The 22552-nt window shown below is 42.2% G+C and carries 26 protein-coding genes and 1 tRNA gene; 14 read left to right on the top strand and 13 right to left on the bottom strand.

The features are described from left to right. Window positions 1-15: 15 nt before the first annotated feature. Entirely contained in the window at window positions 16-174 is a 159-nt protein-coding gene (locus O8C68_08455) for a hypothetical protein (GenBank protein MCZ7395833.1), read from the bottom strand. A 102-nt stretch (window positions 175-276) separates the two neighbouring features. On the opposite strand from O8C68_08455, the gene radC reads away from it, so the two are divergent. From radC to fdhD, 3 genes are read left to right on the top strand one after another with little or no spacing between them, the layout of a single operon-like run. Next, window positions 277-963: a DNA repair protein RadC gene (gene radC / locus O8C68_08450; GenBank protein MCZ7395832.1), complete on the top strand. Its 687-nt coding sequence runs from the start codon at window positions 277-279 to the stop codon at window positions 961-963. A gap of 2 nt (window positions 964-965) precedes the next feature. Then, window positions 966-1598, top strand: a complete 633-nt coding sequence (locus tag O8C68_08445) for a molybdenum cofactor guanylyltransferase (GenBank protein ID MCZ7395831.1) — start codon at window positions 966-968, stop codon at window positions 1596-1598. Next, complete coding sequence (gene fdhD, locus O8C68_08440; protein MCZ7395830.1) at window positions 1565-2305, top strand: formate dehydrogenase accessory sulfurtransferase FdhD; 741 nt, start codon at window positions 1565-1567, stop codon at window positions 2303-2305. The genes O8C68_08445 and fdhD overlap by 34 nt, the downstream gene beginning before the upstream one ends. Before the next feature lie 471 nt (window positions 2306-2776). On the opposite strand, the gene O8C68_08435 is transcribed toward fdhD, so the two are convergent. Further along, window positions 2777-2859 (bottom strand) — tRNA-Leu (locus O8C68_08435). 131 nt (window positions 2860-2990) lie between these two features. Here O8C68_08435 and O8C68_08430 point away from each other — a divergent pair. Beyond that, entirely contained in the window at window positions 2991-3578 is a 588-nt protein-coding gene (locus O8C68_08430) for a 30S ribosomal protein S3ae (GenBank protein ID MCZ7395829.1), read from the top strand. Window positions 3579-3694: 116 nt separating this feature from the next. Here O8C68_08430 and O8C68_08425 read toward each other — a convergent pair whose 3' ends face one another. The 4 genes from O8C68_08425 to O8C68_08410 are packed head-to-tail and all read right to left on the bottom strand — an operon-like array spanning window position 3695 to window position 8026. After that, a complete protein-coding gene (locus O8C68_08425; protein MCZ7395828.1) occupies window positions 3695-4447 on the bottom strand; it encodes a cytochrome c biogenesis protein in 753 nt (250 codons plus the stop codon). Beyond that, window positions 4437-5126: a heme exporter protein CcmB gene (locus O8C68_08420; protein ID MCZ7395827.1), complete on the bottom strand. Its 690-nt coding sequence runs from the start codon at window positions 5124-5126 to the stop codon at window positions 4437-4439. The genes O8C68_08425 and O8C68_08420 overlap by 11 nt, the downstream gene beginning before the upstream one ends. Then, window positions 5123-5863: a heme ABC exporter ATP-binding protein CcmA gene (gene ccmA / locus O8C68_08415; GenBank protein ID MCZ7395826.1), complete on the bottom strand. Its 741-nt coding sequence runs from the start codon at window positions 5861-5863 to the stop codon at window positions 5123-5125. The genes O8C68_08420 and ccmA overlap by 4 nt, the downstream gene beginning before the upstream one ends. Window positions 5864-5890: 27 nt before the next feature. Beyond that, entirely contained in the window at window positions 5891-8026 is a 2136-nt protein-coding gene (locus tag O8C68_08410) for an endonuclease NucS (protein MCZ7395825.1), read from the bottom strand. Between the two features lie 103 nt (window positions 8027-8129). Here O8C68_08410 and O8C68_08405 point away from each other — a divergent pair, with 103 nt between their 5' ends. The 3 genes from O8C68_08405 (at window position 8130) to O8C68_08395 (ending at window position 11500) form a co-directional block, all read left to right on the top strand. Further along, complete coding sequence (locus O8C68_08405; protein MCZ7395824.1) at window positions 8130-9404, top strand: bifunctional hexulose-6-phosphate synthase/ribonuclease regulator; 1275 nt, start codon at window positions 8130-8132, stop codon at window positions 9402-9404. 118 nt (window positions 9405-9522) lie between these two features. Further along, the gene (locus O8C68_08400; protein ID MCZ7395823.1) at window positions 9523-10398 is read left to right on the top strand and encodes a CBS domain-containing protein; all 876 of its coding nucleotides are present in this window, start codon (window positions 9523-9525) and stop codon (window positions 10396-10398) included. 319 nt (window positions 10399-10717) lie between these two features. Then, window positions 10718-11500, top strand: coding sequence for a histidine phosphatase family protein (locus tag O8C68_08395; GenBank protein ID MCZ7395822.1), 783 nt, complete (start codon window positions 10718-10720; stop codon window positions 11498-11500). A 359-nt stretch (window positions 11501-11859) separates the two neighbouring features. On the opposite strand, the gene O8C68_08390 is transcribed toward O8C68_08395, so the two are convergent. Then, a complete protein-coding gene (locus O8C68_08390) occupies window positions 11860-12675 on the bottom strand; it encodes a CBS domain-containing protein (GenBank protein ID MCZ7395821.1) in 816 nt (271 codons plus the stop codon). Window positions 12676-12760: 85 nt separating this feature from the next. Here O8C68_08390 and O8C68_08385 point away from each other — a divergent pair, with 85 nt between their 5' ends. Genes O8C68_08385 through O8C68_08370 form a run of 4 tightly spaced genes read left to right on the top strand, consistent with a single transcriptional unit; the run spans window position 12761 to window position 15808 of the window. Next, window positions 12761-13264 carry a ferritin family protein gene (locus tag O8C68_08385; protein MCZ7395820.1) on the top strand — a complete coding sequence of 168 codons (504 nt, stop codon included), beginning with the start codon at window positions 12761-12763 and terminating at the stop codon, window positions 13262-13264. Then, the gene (locus tag O8C68_08380) at window positions 13265-14128 is read left to right on the top strand and encodes a TIM barrel protein (GenBank protein MCZ7395819.1); all 864 of its coding nucleotides are present in this window, start codon (window positions 13265-13267) and stop codon (window positions 14126-14128) included. Continuing rightward, window positions 14121-14690 (top strand): CDP-alcohol phosphatidyltransferase family protein, encoded by a 570-nt coding sequence (locus O8C68_08375; GenBank protein MCZ7395818.1) that lies wholly within the window; start codon window positions 14121-14123, stop codon window positions 14688-14690. Before O8C68_08380 ends, O8C68_08375 begins: the two co-directional genes overlap by 8 nt. 53 nt (window positions 14691-14743) lie before the next feature. Next, window positions 14744-15808, top strand: coding sequence for an inositol-3-phosphate synthase (locus O8C68_08370; protein MCZ7395817.1), 1065 nt, complete (start codon window positions 14744-14746; stop codon window positions 15806-15808). 185 nt (window positions 15809-15993) lie between these two features. Here O8C68_08370 and O8C68_08365 read toward each other — a convergent pair whose 3' ends face one another. The 5 genes from O8C68_08365 to polX all read right to left on the bottom strand — a co-directional run bounded on the left by O8C68_08365 (window position 15994) and on the right by polX (window position 19477). Beyond that, a complete protein-coding gene (locus O8C68_08365; protein MCZ7395816.1) occupies window positions 15994-16134 on the bottom strand; it encodes a hypothetical protein in 141 nt (46 codons plus the stop codon). 89 nt (window positions 16135-16223) lie between these two features. After that, window positions 16224-16433, bottom strand: a complete 210-nt coding sequence (locus tag O8C68_08360) for a TRAM domain-containing protein (GenBank protein ID MCZ7395815.1) — start codon at window positions 16431-16433, stop codon at window positions 16224-16226. A gap of 171 nt (window positions 16434-16604) precedes the next feature. Next, window positions 16605-17288 carry a flavodoxin family protein gene (locus tag O8C68_08355; GenBank protein ID MCZ7395814.1) on the bottom strand — a complete coding sequence of 228 codons (684 nt, stop codon included), beginning with the start codon at window positions 17286-17288 and terminating at the stop codon, window positions 16605-16607. Between the two features lie 59 nt (window positions 17289-17347). Beyond that, complete coding sequence (locus O8C68_08350) at window positions 17348-17638, bottom strand: DUF2769 domain-containing protein (GenBank protein MCZ7395813.1); 291 nt, start codon at window positions 17636-17638, stop codon at window positions 17348-17350. A 129-nt stretch (window positions 17639-17767) separates the two neighbouring features. After that, the gene (polX, locus tag O8C68_08345) at window positions 17768-19477 is read right to left on the bottom strand and encodes a DNA polymerase/3'-5' exonuclease PolX (GenBank protein MCZ7395812.1); all 1710 of its coding nucleotides are present in this window, start codon (window positions 19475-19477) and stop codon (window positions 17768-17770) included. Window positions 19478-19614: 137 nt separating this feature from the next. Here polX and O8C68_08340 point away from each other — a divergent pair, with 137 nt between their 5' ends. The 3 genes from O8C68_08340 (at window position 19615) to O8C68_08330 (ending at window position 21815) form a co-directional block, all read left to right on the top strand. Then, a complete protein-coding gene (locus tag O8C68_08340) occupies window positions 19615-20121 on the top strand; it encodes a DUF5943 domain-containing protein (GenBank protein MCZ7395811.1) in 507 nt (168 codons plus the stop codon). 342 nt (window positions 20122-20463) lie between these two features. Further along, window positions 20464-20955, top strand: a complete 492-nt coding sequence (locus O8C68_08335) for an ankyrin repeat domain-containing protein (protein ID MCZ7395810.1) — start codon at window positions 20464-20466, stop codon at window positions 20953-20955. Then, window positions 20952-21815 (top strand): hypothetical protein, encoded by an 864-nt coding sequence (locus O8C68_08330; GenBank protein MCZ7395809.1) that lies wholly within the window; start codon window positions 20952-20954, stop codon window positions 21813-21815. The genes O8C68_08335 and O8C68_08330 overlap by 4 nt, the downstream gene beginning before the upstream one ends. A 266-nt stretch (window positions 21816-22081) precedes the next feature. Here O8C68_08330 and O8C68_08325 read toward each other — a convergent pair whose 3' ends face one another. After that, window positions 22082-22261 carry a hypothetical protein gene (locus O8C68_08325; GenBank protein MCZ7395808.1) on the bottom strand — a complete coding sequence of 60 codons (180 nt, stop codon included), beginning with the start codon at window positions 22259-22261 and terminating at the stop codon, window positions 22082-22084. Between the last annotated feature and the right edge of the window lie 291 nt (window positions 22262-22552).

The raw sequence follows: 22552 nt of genomic DNA, 5'->3' as shown, positions 1-22552 counted from the left end.
CAGCCATTGGAAAGGCTATCTTTTAAGGCTGATATCGATGGTCTTCCAATCGTTTCCAACCCCGCGAAGAGTTTCAACCGAACCTGCAATCATCCCGCACAGGATTTTCCTCACAAATTCATTCATGGGGATTTTTTTCCCGTCTATCTCTAAAACAATTTCTACATTATCCATAAAGTACCTCTGTACCAGATAAGCCAAGTATTCATAATAGGTTTGCGGTTTTTGCAATAAATTAGAAAGATTTTATCATATGGAAAATAATTCTACGGGTATATGCAGGAATACAAGCTACGAATCCTTGACATGCAAAAAGACGAAAGACCCAGGGAGAGGCTGATAAAGTGCGGAGCCTCGGCTTTGGGCGATTCAGAACTTCTTGCCATCATCCTAAGGACTGGTACAAGGCAGGAGAACGTGATAAACCTCTGCCAGAGGATATTATCGCAATACAACCTCAAACAACTCTCACAGACAAACCTTGCCCAGTTAATGGAGATCCACGGAATAAAAGAAGGTAAAGCAGCGCAGATTGCAGCATGTTTTGAGATTGCGCGCAGGCTTGAATCCTTCAACGAAGAGGCAAAACCCATAATTCACTCGCCTGAGGATGTTTACAGGCGAATCTATCCGGGATTGCGTGAGCAGAAAAAAGAATTGTTTATCGAACTCTGCCTTGATACCAAGAACCAGATTATCAAAGAGAGTATCATCTCGATTGGTTCCCTTAATGCCAATATCGTACATCCAAGAGAAGTATTCAAAACTGCCCTTGCTGAATCAGCGGCGCACATAATCGTGGCTCATAATCATCCGTCAGGCGACCCGGCGCCAAGCAAAGAGGATATTGAAATAACAAAGAAACTGGTAGAAACGGGAAAGATAATGGGGATCGAGGTGCTTGACCATATCATAATCGGGGACGGACGGCATTTCAGCATGAAAGAGGCTGGACATATCTAATCATGTCTTCTGCGCTTGTACTCGCAGGCGGCATGGGCAGCCGCATGGGTTATCGGGAAAAAGCCCTTATAGACATCAACGGCAAACCCCTGATAGCTTTTGTTATCAGGAACATAGAGAAAGTAGTTGAGAACATTATAATTTCCGTGCGTGATAAGGCACAGGGCGAATTGCTTGAAGCTGTTCTGCCAGGATACAGATTTGCATACGATGCCTATCAAAATACAGGACCGCTTGCAGGCATCCTTTCCGGACTTGCGGTATGCGAGGACGAGTATTGTTTTGTTGCTGCATGCGATATGCCTTTTATAAACGAAAAGGTAGTAAAGCTGCTTTTGAGGATTAGCGAAGGATATGATGCCGCCATTCCGCGCAGGGAAGATGGATTTCTTGAGCCCCTGCATGCTGTTTACAGGTGCAAACCCATGATACTGGAGACAAAAAAAGCCATTGAACGCGGGGAAACCATAATTCTTGCCCCGGTATTCAGATTGTATGTCAATTATGTTGGAACAGATGAGATTAAAGAAATCGACCCCGAGCTAAGAACGTTTATGAATATCAATACCCACGAGGATATACAGGAATTGTCCAAGGCAATATGTACACGAAGCAATACAAAGCAAGGGAATTAACTGACAGCGCCCGCGAAAAAACATATACAGTGGCGGTTGAAGATACCATTGATATGTTTGTAAACAAACTCCATATGGCTGCAATCCTTGCCACGCCTGAAATGTTAAAAGAGCTTGCCATTGGTTATCTCATCTGCGAAGGCATGGTGAAAACTCAGGATGAAATTCGGGAGCTTCGCATAGATGAGAAAACGATACACATCGAGATAGAACCCAGCGAACATCTTGAAATCTGGCGCGAGCTTCGCTCCTCGGGTTGCGTGGGCGTGCGGTGGGATGAGAACGAAGAAATATATGTCAGGTCAGATACCGTATTCAGCCGGGATGCCATTAAGAAAAGCCTTATTTTTTTAGAATCAGAGATCTATAAAAAGACTCATGGCACTCATGCCGCATGCCTTGTAAACACAGAGGGCGAATGCGTGATAAAAGCGATAGACGTCGGACGGCATAATGCTTTTGATAAGGTTGTGGGCAAAGCGAATCTTGAGGGCATCGACGTAAGCCGCCATTTCCTTTTATCCACGGGGCGCCAGTCTGCGGGGATGGTGATGAAGGCAGCGCGCGCCGGTGTTCCTCTTGTGGCAACAAAGACAGCGCCTCTCTCTACCGGTATTGAGGCTGCACAGCGGTCAGGGGTTTGCCTTGTATGTTTTGTGTCACACGATAAAATGTCGGTGTTTACGCATCCAGAGAGGCTTCATTGATGCCTTCTGTTATTTGCATTGTGGGAAAAAGCAAAACAGGTAAGGCAAGGCTGATGGAGGCATTGATAAAAGAGCTTAAAAACAAAGGTCTCTCGGTGGGCGCTCTAAAATACCACAAGCACGGTGATTTCGAGATGGATATTGAAGGCAAGGATACGTGGAAATATGCAAAGGCTGGGGCAGATACTGTTGCGATCTCTTCATCTGTGAAATTTGCGGTGATTAAACGTGTTGAAAGAGAGGCAGGGATTGATGAGATTTGCGATCGATACTTTGAGGATAATGATATTGTGCTGGCTGACGGTTTCACGATGTCAGATAAACCCCGCATCATTGTCGCGGATAGCAGCGAGGATGCGGAAAGCTTCAATAAGGGATGCGAGGTATTGGCGGTTGTACGTACTGGCTTTGGAGTTGATGATGCAGGTGCAATAGTGAATAGGCTGCTCGGGGATTTGAATAGTTTTAAAATGCGGGGGAAGGGATTTGAACCCTCGAACTCCTGCGAGAATAGATCTTGAGTCTATCACCTTTGGCCGCTTGGTTACCCCCGCATGGGGCTTTTCTGAATTATCCTGATTAAACTTAAGGGTGTCGTTAACAAAAGTATTAAGTATCCAATGCTCCATTTAACGCTTGATTTTGTGAACATGATTCACTTTAATATTAATCCGGAGGAAATTAATTGGCAGTAACAAAAGCAGCAGAAGGCTGGAAAGCAAAACAATGGTACAACCTGGTTGCACCTGAGATGTTCGGAAAACCCAATATCGGGGAAACAGTGGCTGAAGTGCCCGAGAAACTAATCGGAAGGGTGGTTGAAATAACCCTCGGGGAACTGACAAACGACCTTTCAAAACAGAACACCAAATTGATTCTGAAAATCGACCGCGTTGGCGGCGACTCGGCATACACGAAATTCATGGGGCATCAACTTACGCAGGATTACCTGCGCTCGCTTGTAAAGAGGCAGACCTCAGCGATTGAGACGAATGTTTCAGTAACCACGAAAGATGGCTATACCATAAGGGTAAAACCCTCGTGTTTCACTATCAAAAGGGCAAGGGCGAACCAGGTCAAAGCTATTCGCTCAATAATGAATAATGTCATTGAGGCAAAGGCGAAAGAACTGGATATGCCGCAGTTCGTCCAGGAAATTATAACAGGGAAACTCTCAGCGAGCATATACCATGATGTAAAGCCGATATACCCATTACGCAGGGTAGAGGTCAGGAAGACTGAAATAGAGGCTGAACCTGCAATAGCCGCGTAATTTTTTATAAACCTTTTTCTCTTTTTACTTCATTTAGTTTTTCTTTCAACTGCTCGTTGTCGATTTTTATTATTTGAAAATAATATATTTACAATAACATCGATCAATCGTCATTATCATAAATTACGATCCATCTTAATTTTTGCTATATCTTCTCGAAGAGTCTCTGCATTTACTCGCAATAGAATTAATGAGATGCATAATAGTATGTATGCAATCATATTAGCAAATAATGTTACAAGAATATCCTTTCCACCAATGGATACTGCCGCGGGATTTGGGTGGGTTTGTAATACTGATGAAATCCTATACATGATAATTATTGAAAAGTAACTAAGGGGTACTGTAATATAACCGATGATGCTAAACACAGCTGAGAGCCTGGCTCTCTTTTCCGGTTCATCTATAGAGCTCCTTACCATCAAATAAGCCAGATAAGTTAGAAATAATATCATATAGGTATTTAACCTTGCATCAGCAGGATTCCAATATACTTGCCATGCAGATTTACCCCAGAGAGAACCAGTTAATAATGTTAAGGCAGCAAAGACCACACCGACCTCTGCGGCTGATAGTCCGATAATATCCCATTTCTGATTTTTGCTTTTTAGATATACCAATCCGGAAATAAAGACAATTGTAAAAGCAATATAAGCTGTAATTGCTATCGGCACATGGAAATAGAATATTTTAAAGTTGATTGGATCACCAGCCGCATTCTCAATCCTGATCGGAATTGGGGAAGTAAATACCAGATATGAAGAGACAAGTACCATTGCTGTGGTTATGATAAAAAGCAGTTTCTTTAGCATATTATTTCCTGTTATATCTGCATGAATAATAAGTTTATCTTTTGGTTCAATCCTCAATAGTATATTCAAATACAAGCTGTGCGGTGATAAAAAAAACAATATCATAAACAGCAAGTATCTGAAGTTCGCTTGCTATTTCGGAGATTGGGGCAGATACCAGCATTTTCCCTGTTGCATTAACAGCCGAGATTATGACTGGAAGGAGAACAGGAAATAAAATCACAGGTAGCAGGATTTCCCTCGTTCTTGTATTAACTGTCAGGGCTGAGAGAAGCGTGCCCACGAAAATAAATCCCAAAGTTCCGAGTATAACAACAATCACCAGACCGGGAATGTTTGAAATGTCATAACTGAAAAGCACAACAAAAACCGGTATTGTGACAATCTCCATAAGGAACATCAAAAAAGCATTGGATAATACTTTACCGTTATATATCTCGCTCCTGTCGGCTGGACACAATTTCAAGCCTTCAAGGCATCCTTCTTCCTTTTCTCCTGCAAACGACCTTGAAAGCCCGAGCATTCCGGCAAAGGTAAACGCAATCCAGAGCATCCCTGGCGCCAGTAAATCTACTACCTTCTTATTAATACCCTGAATGAATATCGAGGCTTCATTTCCGAACGCAAAACTGAAGATAACAATCACGAGAAGGGCAAATATCATCATGGAATTAAGCATCTGCTTTGTTCGGAACTCGGCTTTTAAGTCCTTGCGCGCTATCTCCAGGAACTTCATGTTCCACCTTCAACGTATTTTTCGTAAATCGCCCTGCACTGGAGAAGATCTCGAATCTCGCTCTGGCTCATTTCATGCGCTATATGTCCGTCGGTGAGGATGATTGCGCGGTCGCACATGGCAATGCCCCGTTCTATATCATGGGAAATAAGAACACGGGTCTTGTCGTGCGCATTCATGCCTCCGAGAATCCTGTCAAACGTAGCACTGGCATGCTGGTCCAAACCTGTATAGGGTTCGTCGAGTAACAGTATGGGCGGGTCGTGGATCAAGGCTCTTGCGATTGAAAGGCGCTGTTTCATTCCACGCGAGAAAGTCCGAACGCGGTCGTTTTTCCTGTAGGTCAAGCCCACCTGTTTAATCAATTCGTCTATCCGATTTTCGATATCCGATACGCCGTACATCCTTCCAAAGAACCGCAGGTTTTCAGCAGCCGTTAATTCATGGTAAAGGTAGGTTTCATGCGAGATTACCCCGATTTTTTTCCTGATTTCAATCGGGTTCTCCTTGATATCCATGCCGTCAATAATAACCTTACCTGAAGTCGGACTTACCAGGGTGGACATTATTTTTATGAGGGTGGTTTTCCCAGCCCCGTTTGGACCGAATACGGTCAGGAATTCTCCTCTTTCTATCCGCAGATCAATATTTCGAAGCACAACATTGGTGCCAAATGCCTTTGAAAGCCTTTCAATAGAGATTATAATAATTCTCCTGGTTTGTCTAATTATCCACAAGGGATTCTTTTTATCGTAACCAATTAACTAACTCGCTTTGAACCCAATCTCAGATTTATATTCCACTAATTTAATGTCGTGTCCTTTTTTTACCAATAAATTAACAGCGTTTTTCAATCTCGGACCGTATTGTTCACAAACAATCATACCACGAACTTCTTTTGCATCAAAATAATTATCTATAACATCCATGTAACTGAGCAATTGAGTTAAAGTCTCATCATTTGCCATACCCCTTTTGATTTCTACTAATATTAATTTACTCTCTTTGTCACGAAGAATCAAATCTATTATGCCATTAGAAGTGGAATACTGCCTATCAATAAATTCCATACCATCTTCCAACAAGAAGGGTTTATCGGCTAAAACATCTTCAACATGTTTTTCGTAAGGGTCAACCTTCATCATCTTGGTGGCTTTAGATAAAGGCGCATGCTCAATTTCTAGAAGTTCTTGTTTTGCTGTATAGGTTGAATCTTTAGATTGCTTATCAGGCTTATTTGATTTGAAATATTTTTGCTCTCCAAAACAAATACCGCGTGATATTTCGATAGGTAATAAAAATCTTCTATCTTCTTCCGCAATATCTGCATTCTCACTTTCTAAAACTGATTCATCAATTTCTATCGGTGGTCCTTCTTCAATTTCAATTTTTCCTTCATTCAAAAGATAGTTTAAAAGATATTCTGGATATGCAGAATCTAAATTATCCAATATTTGTATTCTAACATCATCAGAATTTTGAATTTGCTCATCTGGAAATTGAAGTGTAATATTATTTAAAGCGATCTTATTTATAGGAACTTTTTCAGTAGGCAATATCGGATAAACTTTGAATTGACCAAGAGCATCTAGGAAAGCAGGAACTAGAAAATCGGTTTCTAAGAATCTACCAAACTCCTTGAAAATTCTATCATATGCTTTGAAATAATTTTCTTCTTCAGAGATTATATTAACAAAATACCTCTCCTGACTACTACCAACACATTTTTTATAATTCAAAATCTTGTCTGAAATTTCTGAACGACCATTATCTGATAAATATCGTTTAAATTCATCATCTTTTGATGCAAAGAACTTGTTCCAATTCCAACCATCATCAAGCATTTTTTTAGGAAGAATAGGATCGAAATTTGATACAATATGTAAAAGGATTAAAAATGTAGCATTTTCCCTATCCTGCTCGCATACCAACCTCATTATGAGCGTATACAACTCTTTAAGCGAATTATTCAGAGTCTGATCATTTGTAAAAGCATACTTTCCTACATGCAAATTCCAGTATAAACTATGCTCTGTGATTGGAGCTTTGAAACCTCTTATGACTTGTTCCTCAAAGTAATTTAATGGTTCCTCTCCTTTTAACAATTTTTTAGGCGCCCTTTTTTCAATATCTTCAAATGTCAATTCTTTATCTGTTCTGAATTTATCTCCATAATATTCAAGCCCCCATCGTGCAATAATTGGTAGGCAACGTCCCTTTTCAGCCACTTCTTTTATCAGATTGTATGCTAATTGTTCATTGTTTCCTACATCAACTCCTAAAGCAAGTTTTATTCCAATATCAGGCAATTTACTAGCAGCAGCTACTTTCTCTGTAGGAATTATTGGAAATAAATAAAATTGCCACATTTTATCAAGAAATATCGGCAAAATAAACTTACCCTTTAAAAACTTCACATTATTGCTTAATTCATCAAAAATTCTGTCATATGCCTTAAAGTAGTTCTTTTCTTGTTTTAAGATATTATTGAAATAGTTTATCTGAGATGTTCCTACAAAATCTATGTAGCTATACAATAGTTCCGCCAAATTCGGTTTTGGCATTCTAATACGACGCATCCCCTTAAAATTAATATTTTCCAAATACTTTAGAAAATCTTCTTTAGGAGATTTTAAAAATCTTTCCCATGTCCAACCATCATCATAGATTTTAAAAGCAGCATTATAGTTGTCGAAAGCACTTCCTATGAGGAAAATTATTAAAGCATCTTCCCGCTTACCCTTAGATACAAGTTTCATTATTCCAAAACCACGGTAATTTTCAATATCTTCTGAATCTAAGAGTTCGGCATCAGGACACCAATATTCCTGCTCTCTTAACCACAACCTACTGAGACCATCTAAAATTATTGTATCATAATCAATATCTTTATCCAGCATATCAAAACAGTATTGATTTTAGAGTATATTATGTTTATCTTTTCATGATACCCATACCATTAAAGCTTTAATCATACACGCTAATTTATTCAATGGTGATGTTATAAAACCCATACTGCAAGTGGCTCTCGATGTTCTGGAGACCGAACGTGCCATCCAGATTGCAAAAGAGGCAGTTGAGGGAGGGGTGGACTGGATCGAAGCCGGCACACCGCTGATCAAGAGCGAGGGCATGGATGCGGTAAGAAAACTTAAAAAGGCATTCCCTGAGCATGTCATTCTTGCGGACATGAAAACAATGGATACCGGCGCCATGGAGGTCGAGATGGCAGCCAAAGCAGGTGCAGATATAATCATCGTGCTTGGCAGCGCGGACAATTCCACTATCCAGGACGCAATACGGGCAGCCCGCAAATACGGCGTGAAACTCATGGCAGACCTGATTTCTACAGACAACCAGGCAGAAAGAGCAAAAGAACTGGCAGAGCTTGGGATTGATTACATCAATATACACGTGGGTATTGACCAGCAGATGATGGGCGAAGAGCCTATCGGAATCCTGAAAAAACTCAAGCTCAACGTGCCTATCGCAGTCGCAGGCGGTCTTGATGCACAGAGGGCGGCGGATGCGGTTCTTTCAGGGGCAGGTATAGTCATCGTCGGCGGCAATATCGTTCGAACATCCAACGTCACAGCCTCGGCGCGGGCTATCCGTGAAAGTATAGACAGCCCTTCCATCCTGGAAGAAGCTGAGAAATCAATCGACGAGAAAACCATCGAATTACTGAAACGGGTTTCCACACCCAATATCTCTGATGCCATGCACAGGAAAGGCGCGATGAAAAATATTCACCAAATCTGCCCTGGAACAAAGATGGCAGGCAGGGCTGTAACAGTTGCGACATTTCCAGGCGACTGGGCAAAGACCGTGGAGGCAATTGGTATTGCAAGAGAAGGCGACGTTATCGTAATCTATAACGGCAGCCCGCACATCGCTCCATGGGGTGAGCTTGCGACCTTAAGCTGTATCAATAAAGGTGTTGCAGGCGTGGTAATCGACGGCGCGGTCAGGGATGTGGATGATATCAGGCGCCTTAACTTCCCTGTTTTTGCAACCTCGGTAGTGCCAAATGCAGGCGAACCCAAGGGATTCGGGGAAATCAATGCTGAAATACAGTGCGGAGGAGAGACCGTTAAACCCGGCGATTTTATAGTGGGAGATGACAACGGTGTAGTGGTTGTCCCGAAGGAACGGGGATACGAGATTGCACGAAGAGCAGTTGAGGTTGAAAAGAACGAACGCAGGATAAGGGATGAGATAAAAAGGGGAAAAACCCTCTCGGAAGTGCTGTATCTTGAGAAATGGGAAAAGAAATAGGGCAATATTGATTATTCAAGAGTTCCAGTTTAAGCAGAAAGGTGCTTATAATTGTCATCATCAATAAATATATATATTCACCGCTTCTATATACTGACATCGGGAGAGTTTTGAATATATGGAGCTGACACCAATCCAGAAAGAAATTTTAACTGCTCTTATCAATCTGTACAGGACTAAGAAACAGGCAGTCAAAGGAGAAGATATTGCAGAGATTATAAGTAGGAATCCCGGAACGGTTCGGAACCAGATGCAATCGCTCAAAGCCCTGGGATTGGTTGAGGGAGTACCAGGACCGAAAGGCGGATACAAGGCAACAGGCGCAACCTATCGAGTCCTTAGCTTATCTGAAATGGATAAGGAAACAACGGTTCCGATAAGGCGAAATGACGAGATAGTGGAGAATGCGACTGCAAGCGAGATTAGTTTTACCACGGTCAGGCATCCTGACCTGTGCAACGCTACTGTACATGTTATCGGGGATATACGGAAATTTGACGTTGGAGATAATATAGTGATAGGACCCACCCCAGTAAACAAAATGATAATGCGCGGAGAAGTGATTGGCAGGGATGACACCCAGAATTCAATATTATTCGTCATACAAGAAATGATATCCCTTCCCAAAAAACCTGTTAAAAATTATGTGAAAGAAAATCCAATCACAATCCCGGCTTCGGCAACGATACAGGAAGCCTCAAGAATCCTTGTCAAGAATAACATTCACGGGGCTCCGGTAAAGGATAAGGAAAAGATTGTGGGCATCGTTACCCTTACAGATATCGGGAAAACACTTGCGGATGGTAAAACCAGCGTGAAGATAAAGGATATAATGACGAAGGATATAATTTCGGTTGAGGGCGATATGCCTCTTTACGAAGTGGTGAAGGTCTTTAATAAAGAAAAGGTGGGAAGGCTCATGGTTCGAATTAACGGAGAACTTGTTGGGGTTATCTCAAAAACAGATATCCTGGGTAAACTTGCGGTTTATTAAAATAGTGCTATCGAAGATGCACGCCAATAGTCCCCGTAATTAATATGGGTATGGTGAGTTGTAGTTACGTTTATTACTTATAAGGTATCCGATAATATCCGAATTAGAGATATTTTTTATTTTCTTTGACGAATAGGAAACTGACCATGAAGCAAATGATTCATGGATAAATGTGAAAAATAGATATTGTTGTGTTGCCTTCTTCCTTTTGTGGTTAGCAGAGGCTCTACGAAAAGGATATATATTGTTGAAATGAAGTATTATAGGGGCTTTCTCGAAAATGCATAATAGCGGGAGCCTAATTCAAGGGAGTGATGATATGTTAAATAATAAAATTGGTAGATGGTATATTCTCATAGCAGTAATTGGAATAATAATACTGGCAGTTATAGCGTTATCTGGCAAAGCACCGCTGCAGGGGATGACAGGCAAGGTAATAGTATCGCCGCCTGTATGTTCTGTGCCGACAAAAATCGTTCTCGTCCGCCATGCCGAAACTTCCTGGAATGTGTTGGGGATTATGCAAGGCAACGCTAATCTTCCTCTCGATGCGAATGGCACAGCTCAGGAGCAAATGCTGGCGAATAGTACCCGTAACAAGACGGTTAATGTGGTCTACTCCAGCCCGCGTGATCGAGCGTATGATACAGCCGTAGCGATAGCGTCTGCGCATCAGCTCCCCGTAAAGGTAGAAGACGATTTGCGTGAAATTGGCAACGGCATCTACACAGGTTACAAGCCAAGCCAAGTTCCTTCGGATATTAACTTTTCGTTTTCCACGAATCCGGATTTCGCCTTGCCTTCAGGAGTTCCGAATACGGCCAACCTGCAAGATCCTTCATTTGTCAAAGGTATTTACTTCGAGGGTGAATCCTTAAATATGGCGGCGAACCGGAGCTGGAATGAGCTCACCGATATCGCGAAAGATCACTGTGGTAAGAACATTGTGTCCGTGACTCACGGAGGCATCATTCAAATTGCTTTAACCAAGGCACATGGTCTTCCCATGACGCAATATAGTTCATTTAAAGTTCCAATTGCTTCTCAGACTGTATTGGAGTTTGAGCCCAACTCATCGGTCTTCGTATTGCCCGATTGGTAGCACATCTCGAATCCGTCGATTAGCTGGAGTAAATGGATGGTATACAGACCATCCCCTTTTTATCAAAATATTCTTATCAGTGCATATTAAGAGAGAAAAAAGCTTGTGAGTATAACATCGGTACAACTTGTAAGGTTTAGCTTAAAAATCAAGGATAGATGTCGCCCCGATTGTAAACTGCTTTCATAAAAATCCATCTCCCGATATCAACGGATCAATTATTCTATATGCGCCAAGACGGAGACATCAAAGCAAAATCATGAGAACTGCACCCCCGCCCTACGAGGGAGAACGCAAAGCTAATGTGCGCCTGCACGCGAAAACAGCCCATCGGGAAGGGTAAACGCATGTATGGGGTTTTATTGAGAGACATTCGTCAAACCGTTCTCGTCATCCTTCTTAAGCCTCTTTGTTATCTCCACGAGGGGATGCTTGGCATAATCAAGTATTTTAATATCCGACAGTGTGCGAAGCCCGGCTGATGCAGCCGTCTTTTCCATCCCGAGGATTACCTCATCACCAAGAGGGATGACATAAGCATCCATACTTTTTATTCCAAGTTTTTTTGCTGCTATAACCCTGTGATGACCGTCTACGAGAATGAGCCTGTTGGGTTTTTTTATTACTACTATGGGCTCAGCCAGCCCTTTTTTCAGTTCGTATATCCTCCCGTCGAGTTCATCTGCATATACCTTGGGCTGCGTGGGCACAAGCTCGTCTATATTGACTGTTTCTCGTACAACATCCACATGGATATTATGGATAGCCTCAAGCGTTCTCTTGAGCGTCCAGACTTTCTGGGGGCTTGTCCTCTCGATATGCGAGCGTATGACGTCTGAATTTGTGATAATCCCCCGCAGATGTCCGCTTTTATCCACCACTGGCAATTTTGATTTTCCAGACCTGAAAATAACGCGGGCTACATCGCTCATATCCATCTCTGTGTCTGCAACAAGAATATCCCTGCTCATAACATTGGTGATCCTGTCATCAAGCCCCTTTTCAAGCAAACCGGCGGCTGATACATAACCCGTGACCCTGCTATCCTCCACCACAGGAAAACCGTCGTGTCCGGTCTTCCGTATGAGTTCTATGACGTCCTTGACTGTATTTTCAGGAGAAACAGTATCCACTTCCTGGGTCATGTAGTCCTTGACTTTTGGATGGTCAGTCATTGTGGCATTTTATTGGCTAACTAACGTAAATGGTTTTCCTATACCTTTATTATATATTGATAATAACCTCTAATGGGTGAGTAATATGAACCAGCAAGAAATACTTCTTAACATTCTGACAGAGGCAATAGGGATTGAGATCTACGGCAGGGAATACTATTCGATATTCAGCGAACTTGTCGAGGAAGAGAAAGCAAAGGCTATTTTCAGAGGGCTCGCAAGAGATGAAGGAGAACACAGGGAACTCCTTGAGAAAGAATACAAAAAAATATCAGGAAAGCCAATTGATATCAGTGAAATGGATGAAGAGAACAGGGAAAAAGCCCGACGTATTTTTCCCGAATCCCTCGAGCCCATGGGCATAGGCGAGACGAAGGATGTCCTGACGCTTGGAATAAGGACGGAAAAGCGGTCTATCGAATTATATTCCATGAGCGCGCAAAAAACTGATGTTCAATCAAGTAAAGACCTGTTCTTGAAACTCGCGCATTTCGAGGAGGGACATAAGGAGACGCTGCAGGATGCGCTGTATTACCTTGAGCAGGAAGGCTCATGGTACGGCTATTCTCCTCCAACGATAGAGGGTTGAATGAAGTTACTTTTCGGAACGGCAGGCACACCAGTCAGCTCAAAAGGAAATGACAGTTTGTCAGGTATTATGCGAGTCCACGAACTCGGTCTTGGCTGCATGGAACTTGAGTTTGTCAGGGGCGTCAAGATGGGAGAGCGCACTGCCCTGAGAGTGAGTGAAGTTGCAGCGCAGCTTGATATAAAATTGAGCGTGCATGCCCCGTATTATATTAACCTCAATGCAGAGGGTGAAACGCTCATCAAAAGCAGGGAGCGAATCCTGAACTCGGCAAGGATAGGGGATATTTGCGGGGCGAAAAGCGTGGTAATCCATGCGGGTTTTTGCAAGGGTAGCCGTGAGGCAGTGTACGAAAAAATAAAAAAAGAGCTTGCCGGGATTATGGAGCAATTAAAAAGCGAAAGCGTGGTTATCGTATTACGCATTGAAACGATGGGACGGATGTCACAGTTCGGAACCTTAGAGGAAGTGCTTGAGATTACAGAAGTGGAAGGGGTTTTGCCGTGCATTGATTTTTCGCACCTGCATGCTCTGACCGGGAAATTTAATTCCCGCGATGAGTTTGCCTCTGTTCTTGCTCATGTGGAGGATAAACTGGGGCGCAAAGGGCTTGACAATATGCATATACACGTTTCAGGGATAGAATACTCAGATAAAGGGGAGAAAAGGCATCTTGTATTTGATGAATCCGATTTTAAATACAGGGAGCTTGCGCAGGCTTTTCGTGATTTCGATATCAAAGGCATGGTCATAAGCGAAAGCCCGAATCTTGAAACTGATGCGTTGAAATTAAAAAAAGAATACGATAGCATGAACAAAAGCAATATTGATTATACTTCACAACAATACAAAAACAATGCTTGAAGAGATAAGGGAATTTATCAGGAATGCATTAAGACCCCTGGCAAAAAACATTACTGAAATAAATCCAAACACCTTAACTATTTTCGGACTCCTGTTAAGTCTTGTCTCTGCAATTCTTTTTGCAAAGCGGGAGATTTTCATGGCAGGGGCTTTCCTTCTTGCCGGCGGCTTTTTTGATGTTCTTGATGGTCTTGTTGCCCGCGAAAACAACAGGATAACACGATTCGGGGGCTTTCTGGATTCGGTCAGCGACAGGTTTGCAGATGCCGCTGTCATAATCGGCGCAATGTACGGCGGCTTGGCTGCTTTTTCCCCTTTTCCTGACTGGTTTATCGGTGTGCTTGCGATTGTGGGCTCTCTGATGGTGAGCTACACGAGAGCAAGGGCTGAAGCGGCAGGTGCAGATGCATCGGTGGGTGTCGGGGAGCGCGCGGTAAGGATGCTCATTATGGTTATCGGTGCTTTTATTGCCGAGGTTAACTGGGCGATATTACTGGTAGCGGTTCTTTCCTTCATTACAGTGTTCCAGAGAATTGCATATGTCAGAAAAGTACTTAAATAACAACTTTTAAGTTGGAGAAAGAATATCATTTAGCGGGTATAAGAGGAAATCTGATGGCTAACATTCGCATCGCAATCGCAGGTATAGGTAATTGTGCTTCATCGTTGATTCAAGGGCTTGAATACTATAAGAATGTGAAAAACTCCGATGATCTTGTGCCAGGATTGATGCACAACTCTCTTGGCGGTTATCTCATCCCGGACATAAAGCCCGTGGCTGCATTTGATGTTGATAAGAGAAAGGTGGGAACGGATTTATCCAGGGCTATTTTTTCCGAGCCCAACTGCACCAAAAAGTTCCAAGACGTATCCGAGATGGATGTAGAGGTGATGAAGGGCAGGGTGCTTGATGGCGTTGCGCCCCACATGAAGGATTATTTCAGGGTGGATGAAAAACAGAAACCTGTGGATGTGGCATCGGTATTGAAGGGCCGAAAAGCCGACATACTGATAAATTATCTTCCAGTCGGCTCTGATGAGGCGGTTAAGTGGTATGCTTCGCAGGCTCTGGAAGCAGGATGCGCGTTCATAAACTGCATCCCAGTATTTATTGCATCAGATAAGCAGTGGGCTGACAAATTCAAAAAAGCAAAACTCCCTATAATCGGGGACGATATAAAAAGCCTTGTCGGCGCCACGATTGTGCACCGCGCCCTGACGCAGATGATTGTGGACAGGGGGGCGAAAATCGACAGCACATACCAGTTGAACATCGGAGGCAATACGGATTTCAGGAATATGACCGACCAGTCAAGGCTGAAGTCCAAAAAAATTTCAAAAACAGAGTCTATTGCTTCTCAGATACCATACGATGCATATGTTTATGCAGGCCCCAACGGCTGCATCGACTGCCTGAACGACAACAAGATATGCCACCTCAAGATTGATTTCAGGCTTTTTGGCGATGTCCCGGCATATATTGATTTGAAACTCTCGGTAGAGGATAGCCCCAACAGCGCAGGCGTGGTGGTGGATGCCATACGCGTGGCGAAGATAGCTCTTGATAGGAAAATCGGAGGACCTCTATTGCCAGCTTCGGCTTATTTCATGAAGCATCCCCCGGAGCAGATGCGCGACAGTGAGGCGCGGGCGCAGCTTGAGGAGTTTATCAGGGGATAGACTATATGCATTACATAAGGTTGGGAAGCGTAATGCAGCAATCTTGAAAATGTGAAGATTTGGAATCTGGAGAAAATAAGTTCCCAGAGTAAAGCCTTGATCTTTAAGCCGCTGGCTAACTGATAAATAATAAAAAAAAGATTGTGGGCGGCGATATTGTTCTATCAGCGCCCGTTTTATGTTATTTAATATCTCTTTGGTCTATGGTTCTGGTAGCATTCCCTGCAGTATACAGGTCTGTCGCCTGATGGCTTGAAGGGTACTTCAGTTTCCTGTTTACAGTCAGCACAAGTTGCTTTGTGCATCTCTCTTGGACCCATGTGCATATCTCTCGGACCACTTGGTCTGAAGCCGCCACTGCGGAAGTTGTCTTTTCTTTCGTAATTCATGTATATTTCTCCGTTGATTATTTCTTCTAGTTCTTTTGCGCAAGTGCTGCAATTGCAAATTTTCGCATGACCCGCTCAATCTTTATCGTTACCTGGTCTCCGACCTTCGTGCCTGGCACAAAAATCACTAAACCCTGTATATGTGCTATACCATCTCCTTCCCTTGCAATGCCATCAATCGTAACATCGTGGACAGCGCCTGCTGAGACAGGAGAATTTCTATCTTGTTCTAACAAATTTTTTCCTCTGTTTAATTTATTCAATCTACCTAAAAAAGTAATATTAGATGGTCAATTCCTGAATCTATAAGTTACTAATTAGCTAACTGACAGAACATCAATTGTAACCTGTTCATATATAAACGCTTTGTTCTGTTGGGCTTTGGGACAAAATTCCCCTAAACCCTCTTAGGGATTTCCCTGGTCGCTATCTTTTATGTTATACGCAAGCCTGAGAACACTATAGACCATATTTACAAGATCCTCCTGCGTATATGGATTAGTCTGGATCTCTTCCCAATCCTTGGTTGTATCCTCATCATTCGGGCCGACCCATGAAGCGATCATATCCTGCGGCATATGGAAGCCCAGCCAGTTGAGAAAATTCATGAGATTCCCTGCCACATGCTGTACCCCATCCACGTGGCCGATTATTACCAATCCGGCCACTTTCTTATTGATCAATCGATTTCCGAACCATACATCCGAGTTCTCGATACAGTTCATCCTCTCGATAAATGTCTGCATGAGCGCAGAGTGATTATTCCATCGTATCGGGGTAGCCAAGATCATTACATCTGTGTCCAGAATGGCATCATAGACTATTTGCATCTGATCATCTTCATATTTCATCGAACTCTGGCATGGATAGGTGCAAAAACCAGGATTCGTTGAATAATTGCCCTCGCAATAATAGATTTTCAGATCCTGCAAACGGATGAAATTGGTTACTGCCCCAAAGCCTTTTGCAATATCGAGTGCTTTTAATAAGACTTTTTCTGATTTGCTTATCCCCGCTCTTTGTCTGGAAGAACCAGATATCCCCAGGACTTTTATTCCCTCACATTTCTTAGGATCAGGAGGCAGGATCAAATGGATCCCCAATTTTCTACCGCTTGGATGTGCTGTCATATGAAATCAGAGACAGAAAATTACAGGCCAGCCTGCTCTTTGCCTGATCCCTTCATACAATAGTATAACCATCTGAGACCCAATTTCTCTGTGACCGGACAGGCCGGGCACATGCAGCCTTTCTCCTTTCGGATTAATGCACTTTTCCCTGTTGCACAGAACAATAATCTTGTTTCTCCCGTGCCCTTATAACTTGGACATTTCCCGCATACACACATTTTAGTCAGTTCTGATACCTTGGCCTTTATCTCATCGGGAGACATTTTGCCCATTGCCTCCATGTTAAGTTCAAAAGTCATATCCTTTGGCATGTTTTAACCCCAGATACATATTCGCTTTAAACATATATACATATTGATTGCTGTTCATAAGTCCGCCAATCTCGTTTCTTTTCTGCTTAATCTTAAATTCGCCCTTACCTTCCTGTCTTCTTGTATTGGTTAATCCTTAAACCTCACATCCTTCGCACTCCTTGTATTCATCACATCCTCTTTCTCAAGCCAGCCGCGCCTTGCCACATTCACCCCGAACTCCATCAATCCAAGATGCCCTGAGTTGTGGGCATCCGTGCCGATCGTTAACATAACTCCTTTATTTTTCGCCTTTCTTGCATTAGAATCGCTCAAATCCAGCCTGCTCGGGTAGGCGTTAATCTCAAGAGCCGTATTGGTACCGGCTGCAGCATCCAGCAGTGCTTCAATATCCACATCGTATGCCTCACGCTCTCCGATTATCCTGCCTGTGGGATGGGCGATTATATCCACATTCCCGTTTTCCATGGCTGTTATCAGCCTTCCTGTGATTTCCCTTCTTGTCTGCCTCTGTGCTGTATGCAGTGCGGCAACCACAACATCGATCTTTTTCAGTACGCTGTCCGGTAAATCAAGGCTTGCGTCGGCTTTTATATCGACCTCGATACCTGAGAACACATGGAAATCCGAAAGCTTATCGTTCAGTTTACGGATTTCATCTATCTGGGCAAGCATCCTTTCCTCATCCAGGCCGCGCGTGAGACCTACAGCCCTTGAGTGGTCTGTCACTGCAATATACTCATAACCCAGCTTTCTTGCAGCCTCTGCCATCTCCTCAAGTGTATTTGCCCCCTCGCTCCAGTTTGTGTGCACATGGAAATCTCCCAATATGTCCTTCTGCTCCACCAGTCTGGGCAGTCTTCCCTCAAGGGCAGCCTCTATCTCCCCTGTATCTTCCCTTATTTCCGGGGGAATTGGCGCAAGCCCAAGCCTGAGATAGACTTCATCATCGCTTTTGCAGTATATCTTCCTGCCCGTGGAAATCTCCTCAAGATCATACTCTGACAGCTTGAATCCCTTCTGCCTTGCCATATCCCGCAGCTTTATATTATGTTCTTTGGAGCCCGTGAAGTACTGCAAAGACGTACCGAAGGATTTAGCCTCCACGATTCTAAGATCTGCCTGTATCGCATCCCTTGTAACAATGGTAGCCTTTGTCAAGCCTTTTCCAAGTATATCTTTCACATGCGGAAGCCCCACAAATGCTTCAATGGCTGCCTCCGCATCCTTTGAAGTTGCCAGAATGTCAATATCGCCAACGGTCTCCTTTCTCCTGCGCAGGCTGCCCGCTGGCTCTATATTTTCTATAAACTTGGATTTACGAAGCGTCTCTACTATTTCCTTAACCAGAGGAAGCGCAGTGCCCAGAGGAATCCTCGTGCTTCTCTGCCTGTATCTTTCAATAGCTTTTATGATATTCTCTTCCTTTGTTTCCCCGAAGTGCGAAAGCCTCCTCAATCTGTGCTCCCTTGCTGCTCTCTCAAGTTCTTCCACGCTTTTTATTCCAAGCTCCCTGTGAAGGAACTGCAATGTCTTGGGACCTATGCCAGGGATTTTTAGAAGCTCATGAAGCTCTTTTGGTACCTGTTTTTTTAGCTCTTCATAGAATTCGAGTTTTCCTGCGGACAAATATTCCTCTATTTTTTCGGCAATGGATTCTCCCACGCCCGGAATTTCTTTCAATCGCTTCTCTTGCGCTATTTTTTCTATGTCTTCCGTCAAACCTTCAATGGCGCGGGCAGCTTTTGCATACGCTCTTATCTTGAATGTAATCTCCCCTTTTATTTCCAGAAGCTCGCTTATGTTGTATAGAAGCTGCGCCACTTCAGCGTTTCTCATCGTAATTTTAATTGGAGCGGGAAATTAAAAGGTTTTGCAACCCGATCTATCTTGCCAACTCAACATTAATAAGGGAGTTAAATGATAGAGTGCCCATAGATAGACTTATGATATATGTGACAATTATTTGATTGCTTATGCTAAAGGATGTCAAAGAAACTGCTTCCTGGAAAAGAAGCAAAGGCGAGTTCTCAGTTATTGAGGTTCCTGCTGTCATAGTGAGCATTGAAACCTTTGTGAATTTGCAGAAGGATGCTGAAAAGATACTGGGCATTGACGGTGCAGCCGTGCTTTTTTATGAAGCAGGTAAGAAATCCGGTATGCGGTGGATCAACCGCTTCAGTAAAGAATGGGGTTTAGAGGACAAAAAATTCATTGAAGCGGTTCAGAACTTCTATGCAGAGCTTGGGTGGGGCAAGTTCAATATCGAAGAAAGCAACGAAAATGAGGTTGTGGTAAAGGTTGAGAACTCGTTTATTGCCAGAGGTTATGGGATTTCAGAGGTTGAAGTCTGTCATTTTTTAAGGGGTTATAATGCAGGTCTGGTAGAGGTGCTGAAAGGTAAGGGTATAGACGCAGAAGAGGTAAGATGTGCTGCAAAAGGGGATGACTGCTGCGAGTTTGTGATGACGTATGTGGACTAATGGCGCACTGCGATAGCGGCTGGATATCGTGGAGAAGTATATTTCAGCTCATAATACATACGAAATATGACAGGGAATAATCGTGTATATTCCAAAAACGCTATATACAGGCCTCGTACATCGTACGGGGTATACCGTGACTTTCCTCTGCGCTCGGTATCATGCTCCCAAAGGCGATAAATATCCAAAACAACCTTTTTAGGCACTAAAAATAGGCGCACATCAAGAAAATACAGCCAAAAAAAATAAAACTAGCATTCAATAGATTTAGAAACTCTTAAATATGCGAGTAAAAAATGTAATACCGAAATATTCTGATAACATAATGTGAGAGGTGGTAATATGGGCTTCTTAAGTGATTTATTTGGGAAGAAAAAATCAAAAACTGATAATAAATCGAAAAATGAAAATAATAGTAATTTATCATTAGATGCTGAACTTTTAGAGGCAGCTCAAAGTGGAAATCTAAATAAAGTTCAGAAATTAATTGAAAAAGGTGCAAATATTGAAGCAAGAGATAGAAATGAACAAACTCCATTAATGCTATCTTTATATAAAACAAATGTTGAAGTAGCAAAATATCTTATTCAACAAGGAGCTAAAATAAATGTAAGGAACGACACTGGTATAACACCTTTGATGTTTGCAGCTGTTGGACTTTTACCTGAAATAGTCCAAATTCTCTTATCTAAAGGTGCTGATGTAAATGCAGAATGTATGAATAGACAAACCGCATTAAAGAAAGTACAGTATTTTTCAACATCTTTGGGTCAAGATCCTGATTATATAAAAATTGTAGATTTACTATCAAATAAATATAACAGTGGCATATGATAAAATTCCTACGAAACCTTTTCTCTAAAAAGGAGAAAGACTCTATAGAAGTTTCCATACCAATTAGGTTAGAGAAGCAAAGCCCAATCAAACAAGAGAAACTGGTTTCTGATACTGGTCGTACAAGTGGTGCTGTATCTGGTCAAGTATCGAAGGGGAATATTCAACAAATACTTGACGATATCGATCGTTATTATCCTCCAACTCATGAAGATGGAAGAATACAAGATGAGAAAATAGATAAGCTCATCACTTTAGGAGTAACAACAATACCATTTATTAACACTAGAATTGAGACAATTATAATGAAAGGGCAATCACCTACTTCATTTTCTGCTGCTGAAAAGCTTTGTGAAGCCATTGGAAGGATTGGGGGCGATTCGGCCTACAACATTTTAATTCATTTCCTTACTTTTCAGACAAGAATTTGGGAATATGAAACAATTCGCTTAGGTGCTGTACGTGGCATTGGTCATCTTGGTGATGCTCGTGCAATTGAACCTTTAAAGAAGATCCTATATTATAATACAACTCCATATGTATTAAGTGCTGTTGGCGAAGTCTTAGAGAAATTGGAAGGAAAACAGTCTATTGATCCGGTTATTATCTTAGCAAAAGCTGATCAACTTTCTCCAATAAATAAAGGTGATGAGATTCTTAAACTTCTTGATCAAATAGATGGAAAATTGTTTGATAAATTGCCTGACAATAAAAAATATTATGTTTGGTATACAAGAGGACGAGTTTACCAATTCAGAGGCGATAAAGCTAATGCTATAGCTTGTTATAAGAAAAGCTTAACCTATTACGATACTCCTCACGTATGTGCCCATGATGAATTAAGAAATCTTGAAGGTTGAATCATCTATTAAAATTATATTAATGTTACTTAGCATTAAATATAATTTTTAAGTAGCAATTTCTGCGCCTGAGTTAAAAATACAAGGCAGATAAGCTGGTAAATATTAAATCCATCGAGCATCAACCTGATGCTCCCGAATTCATTCGGGGATAGTGACTGCATCCATGCGCTCGCTCTCATGCTCTCGAAAGTCGATAGAATCCAGAACTTTCTCCAAACATAGGAATTCGGAGCCCATGAATAATCAAAATGTATTTGCACTTTTCATTCAGCCATTTTTAAAACCGTCTTAAGATCCACTGGTTTAATCAGGTTTTTGGTGACCTCAAAATGTCGGGTGTGGTGGGTTAAAATATGCTTGATATTTTCAACCAGACCTGTTGCTGCAATCAACGAATCAATCGTAGGAATATCATATTTTAATCGAATATCTCCTGCGCGCATCTATTTTCTGGGTGATATTCATGAAAACCAATTTTGTATAAACCAGGCCGTTTATGCGCTAAACCGACCCGTTTTGCTGAGTATTTTTCCAACATTACTCTTGTCTTTGTGTTTATTTACTCACACACTTAATTTTTTTAAGTAAAACTTGACTATTAATCGAAATGTTTAAGTATTAATACTTGCTAATTAAAGATTAAGCTTGCCTATAAATAGACAGGTTTGGAAGATGCGCGTATAATATCCGTGCAGGAGGAATAACATGAACGAACTAAAATATGCCAGTATTCG

The sequence above is a fragment of the Candidatus Methanoperedens sp. genome, from assembly GCA_027460525.1.
Lineage (GTDB): Archaea > Halobacteriota > Methanosarcinia > Methanosarcinales > Methanoperedenaceae > Methanoperedens.
The sequence above is the reverse complement of the archived record's forward strand: the minus strand, read 5'-3'. Positions and strand labels throughout refer to the sequence as shown.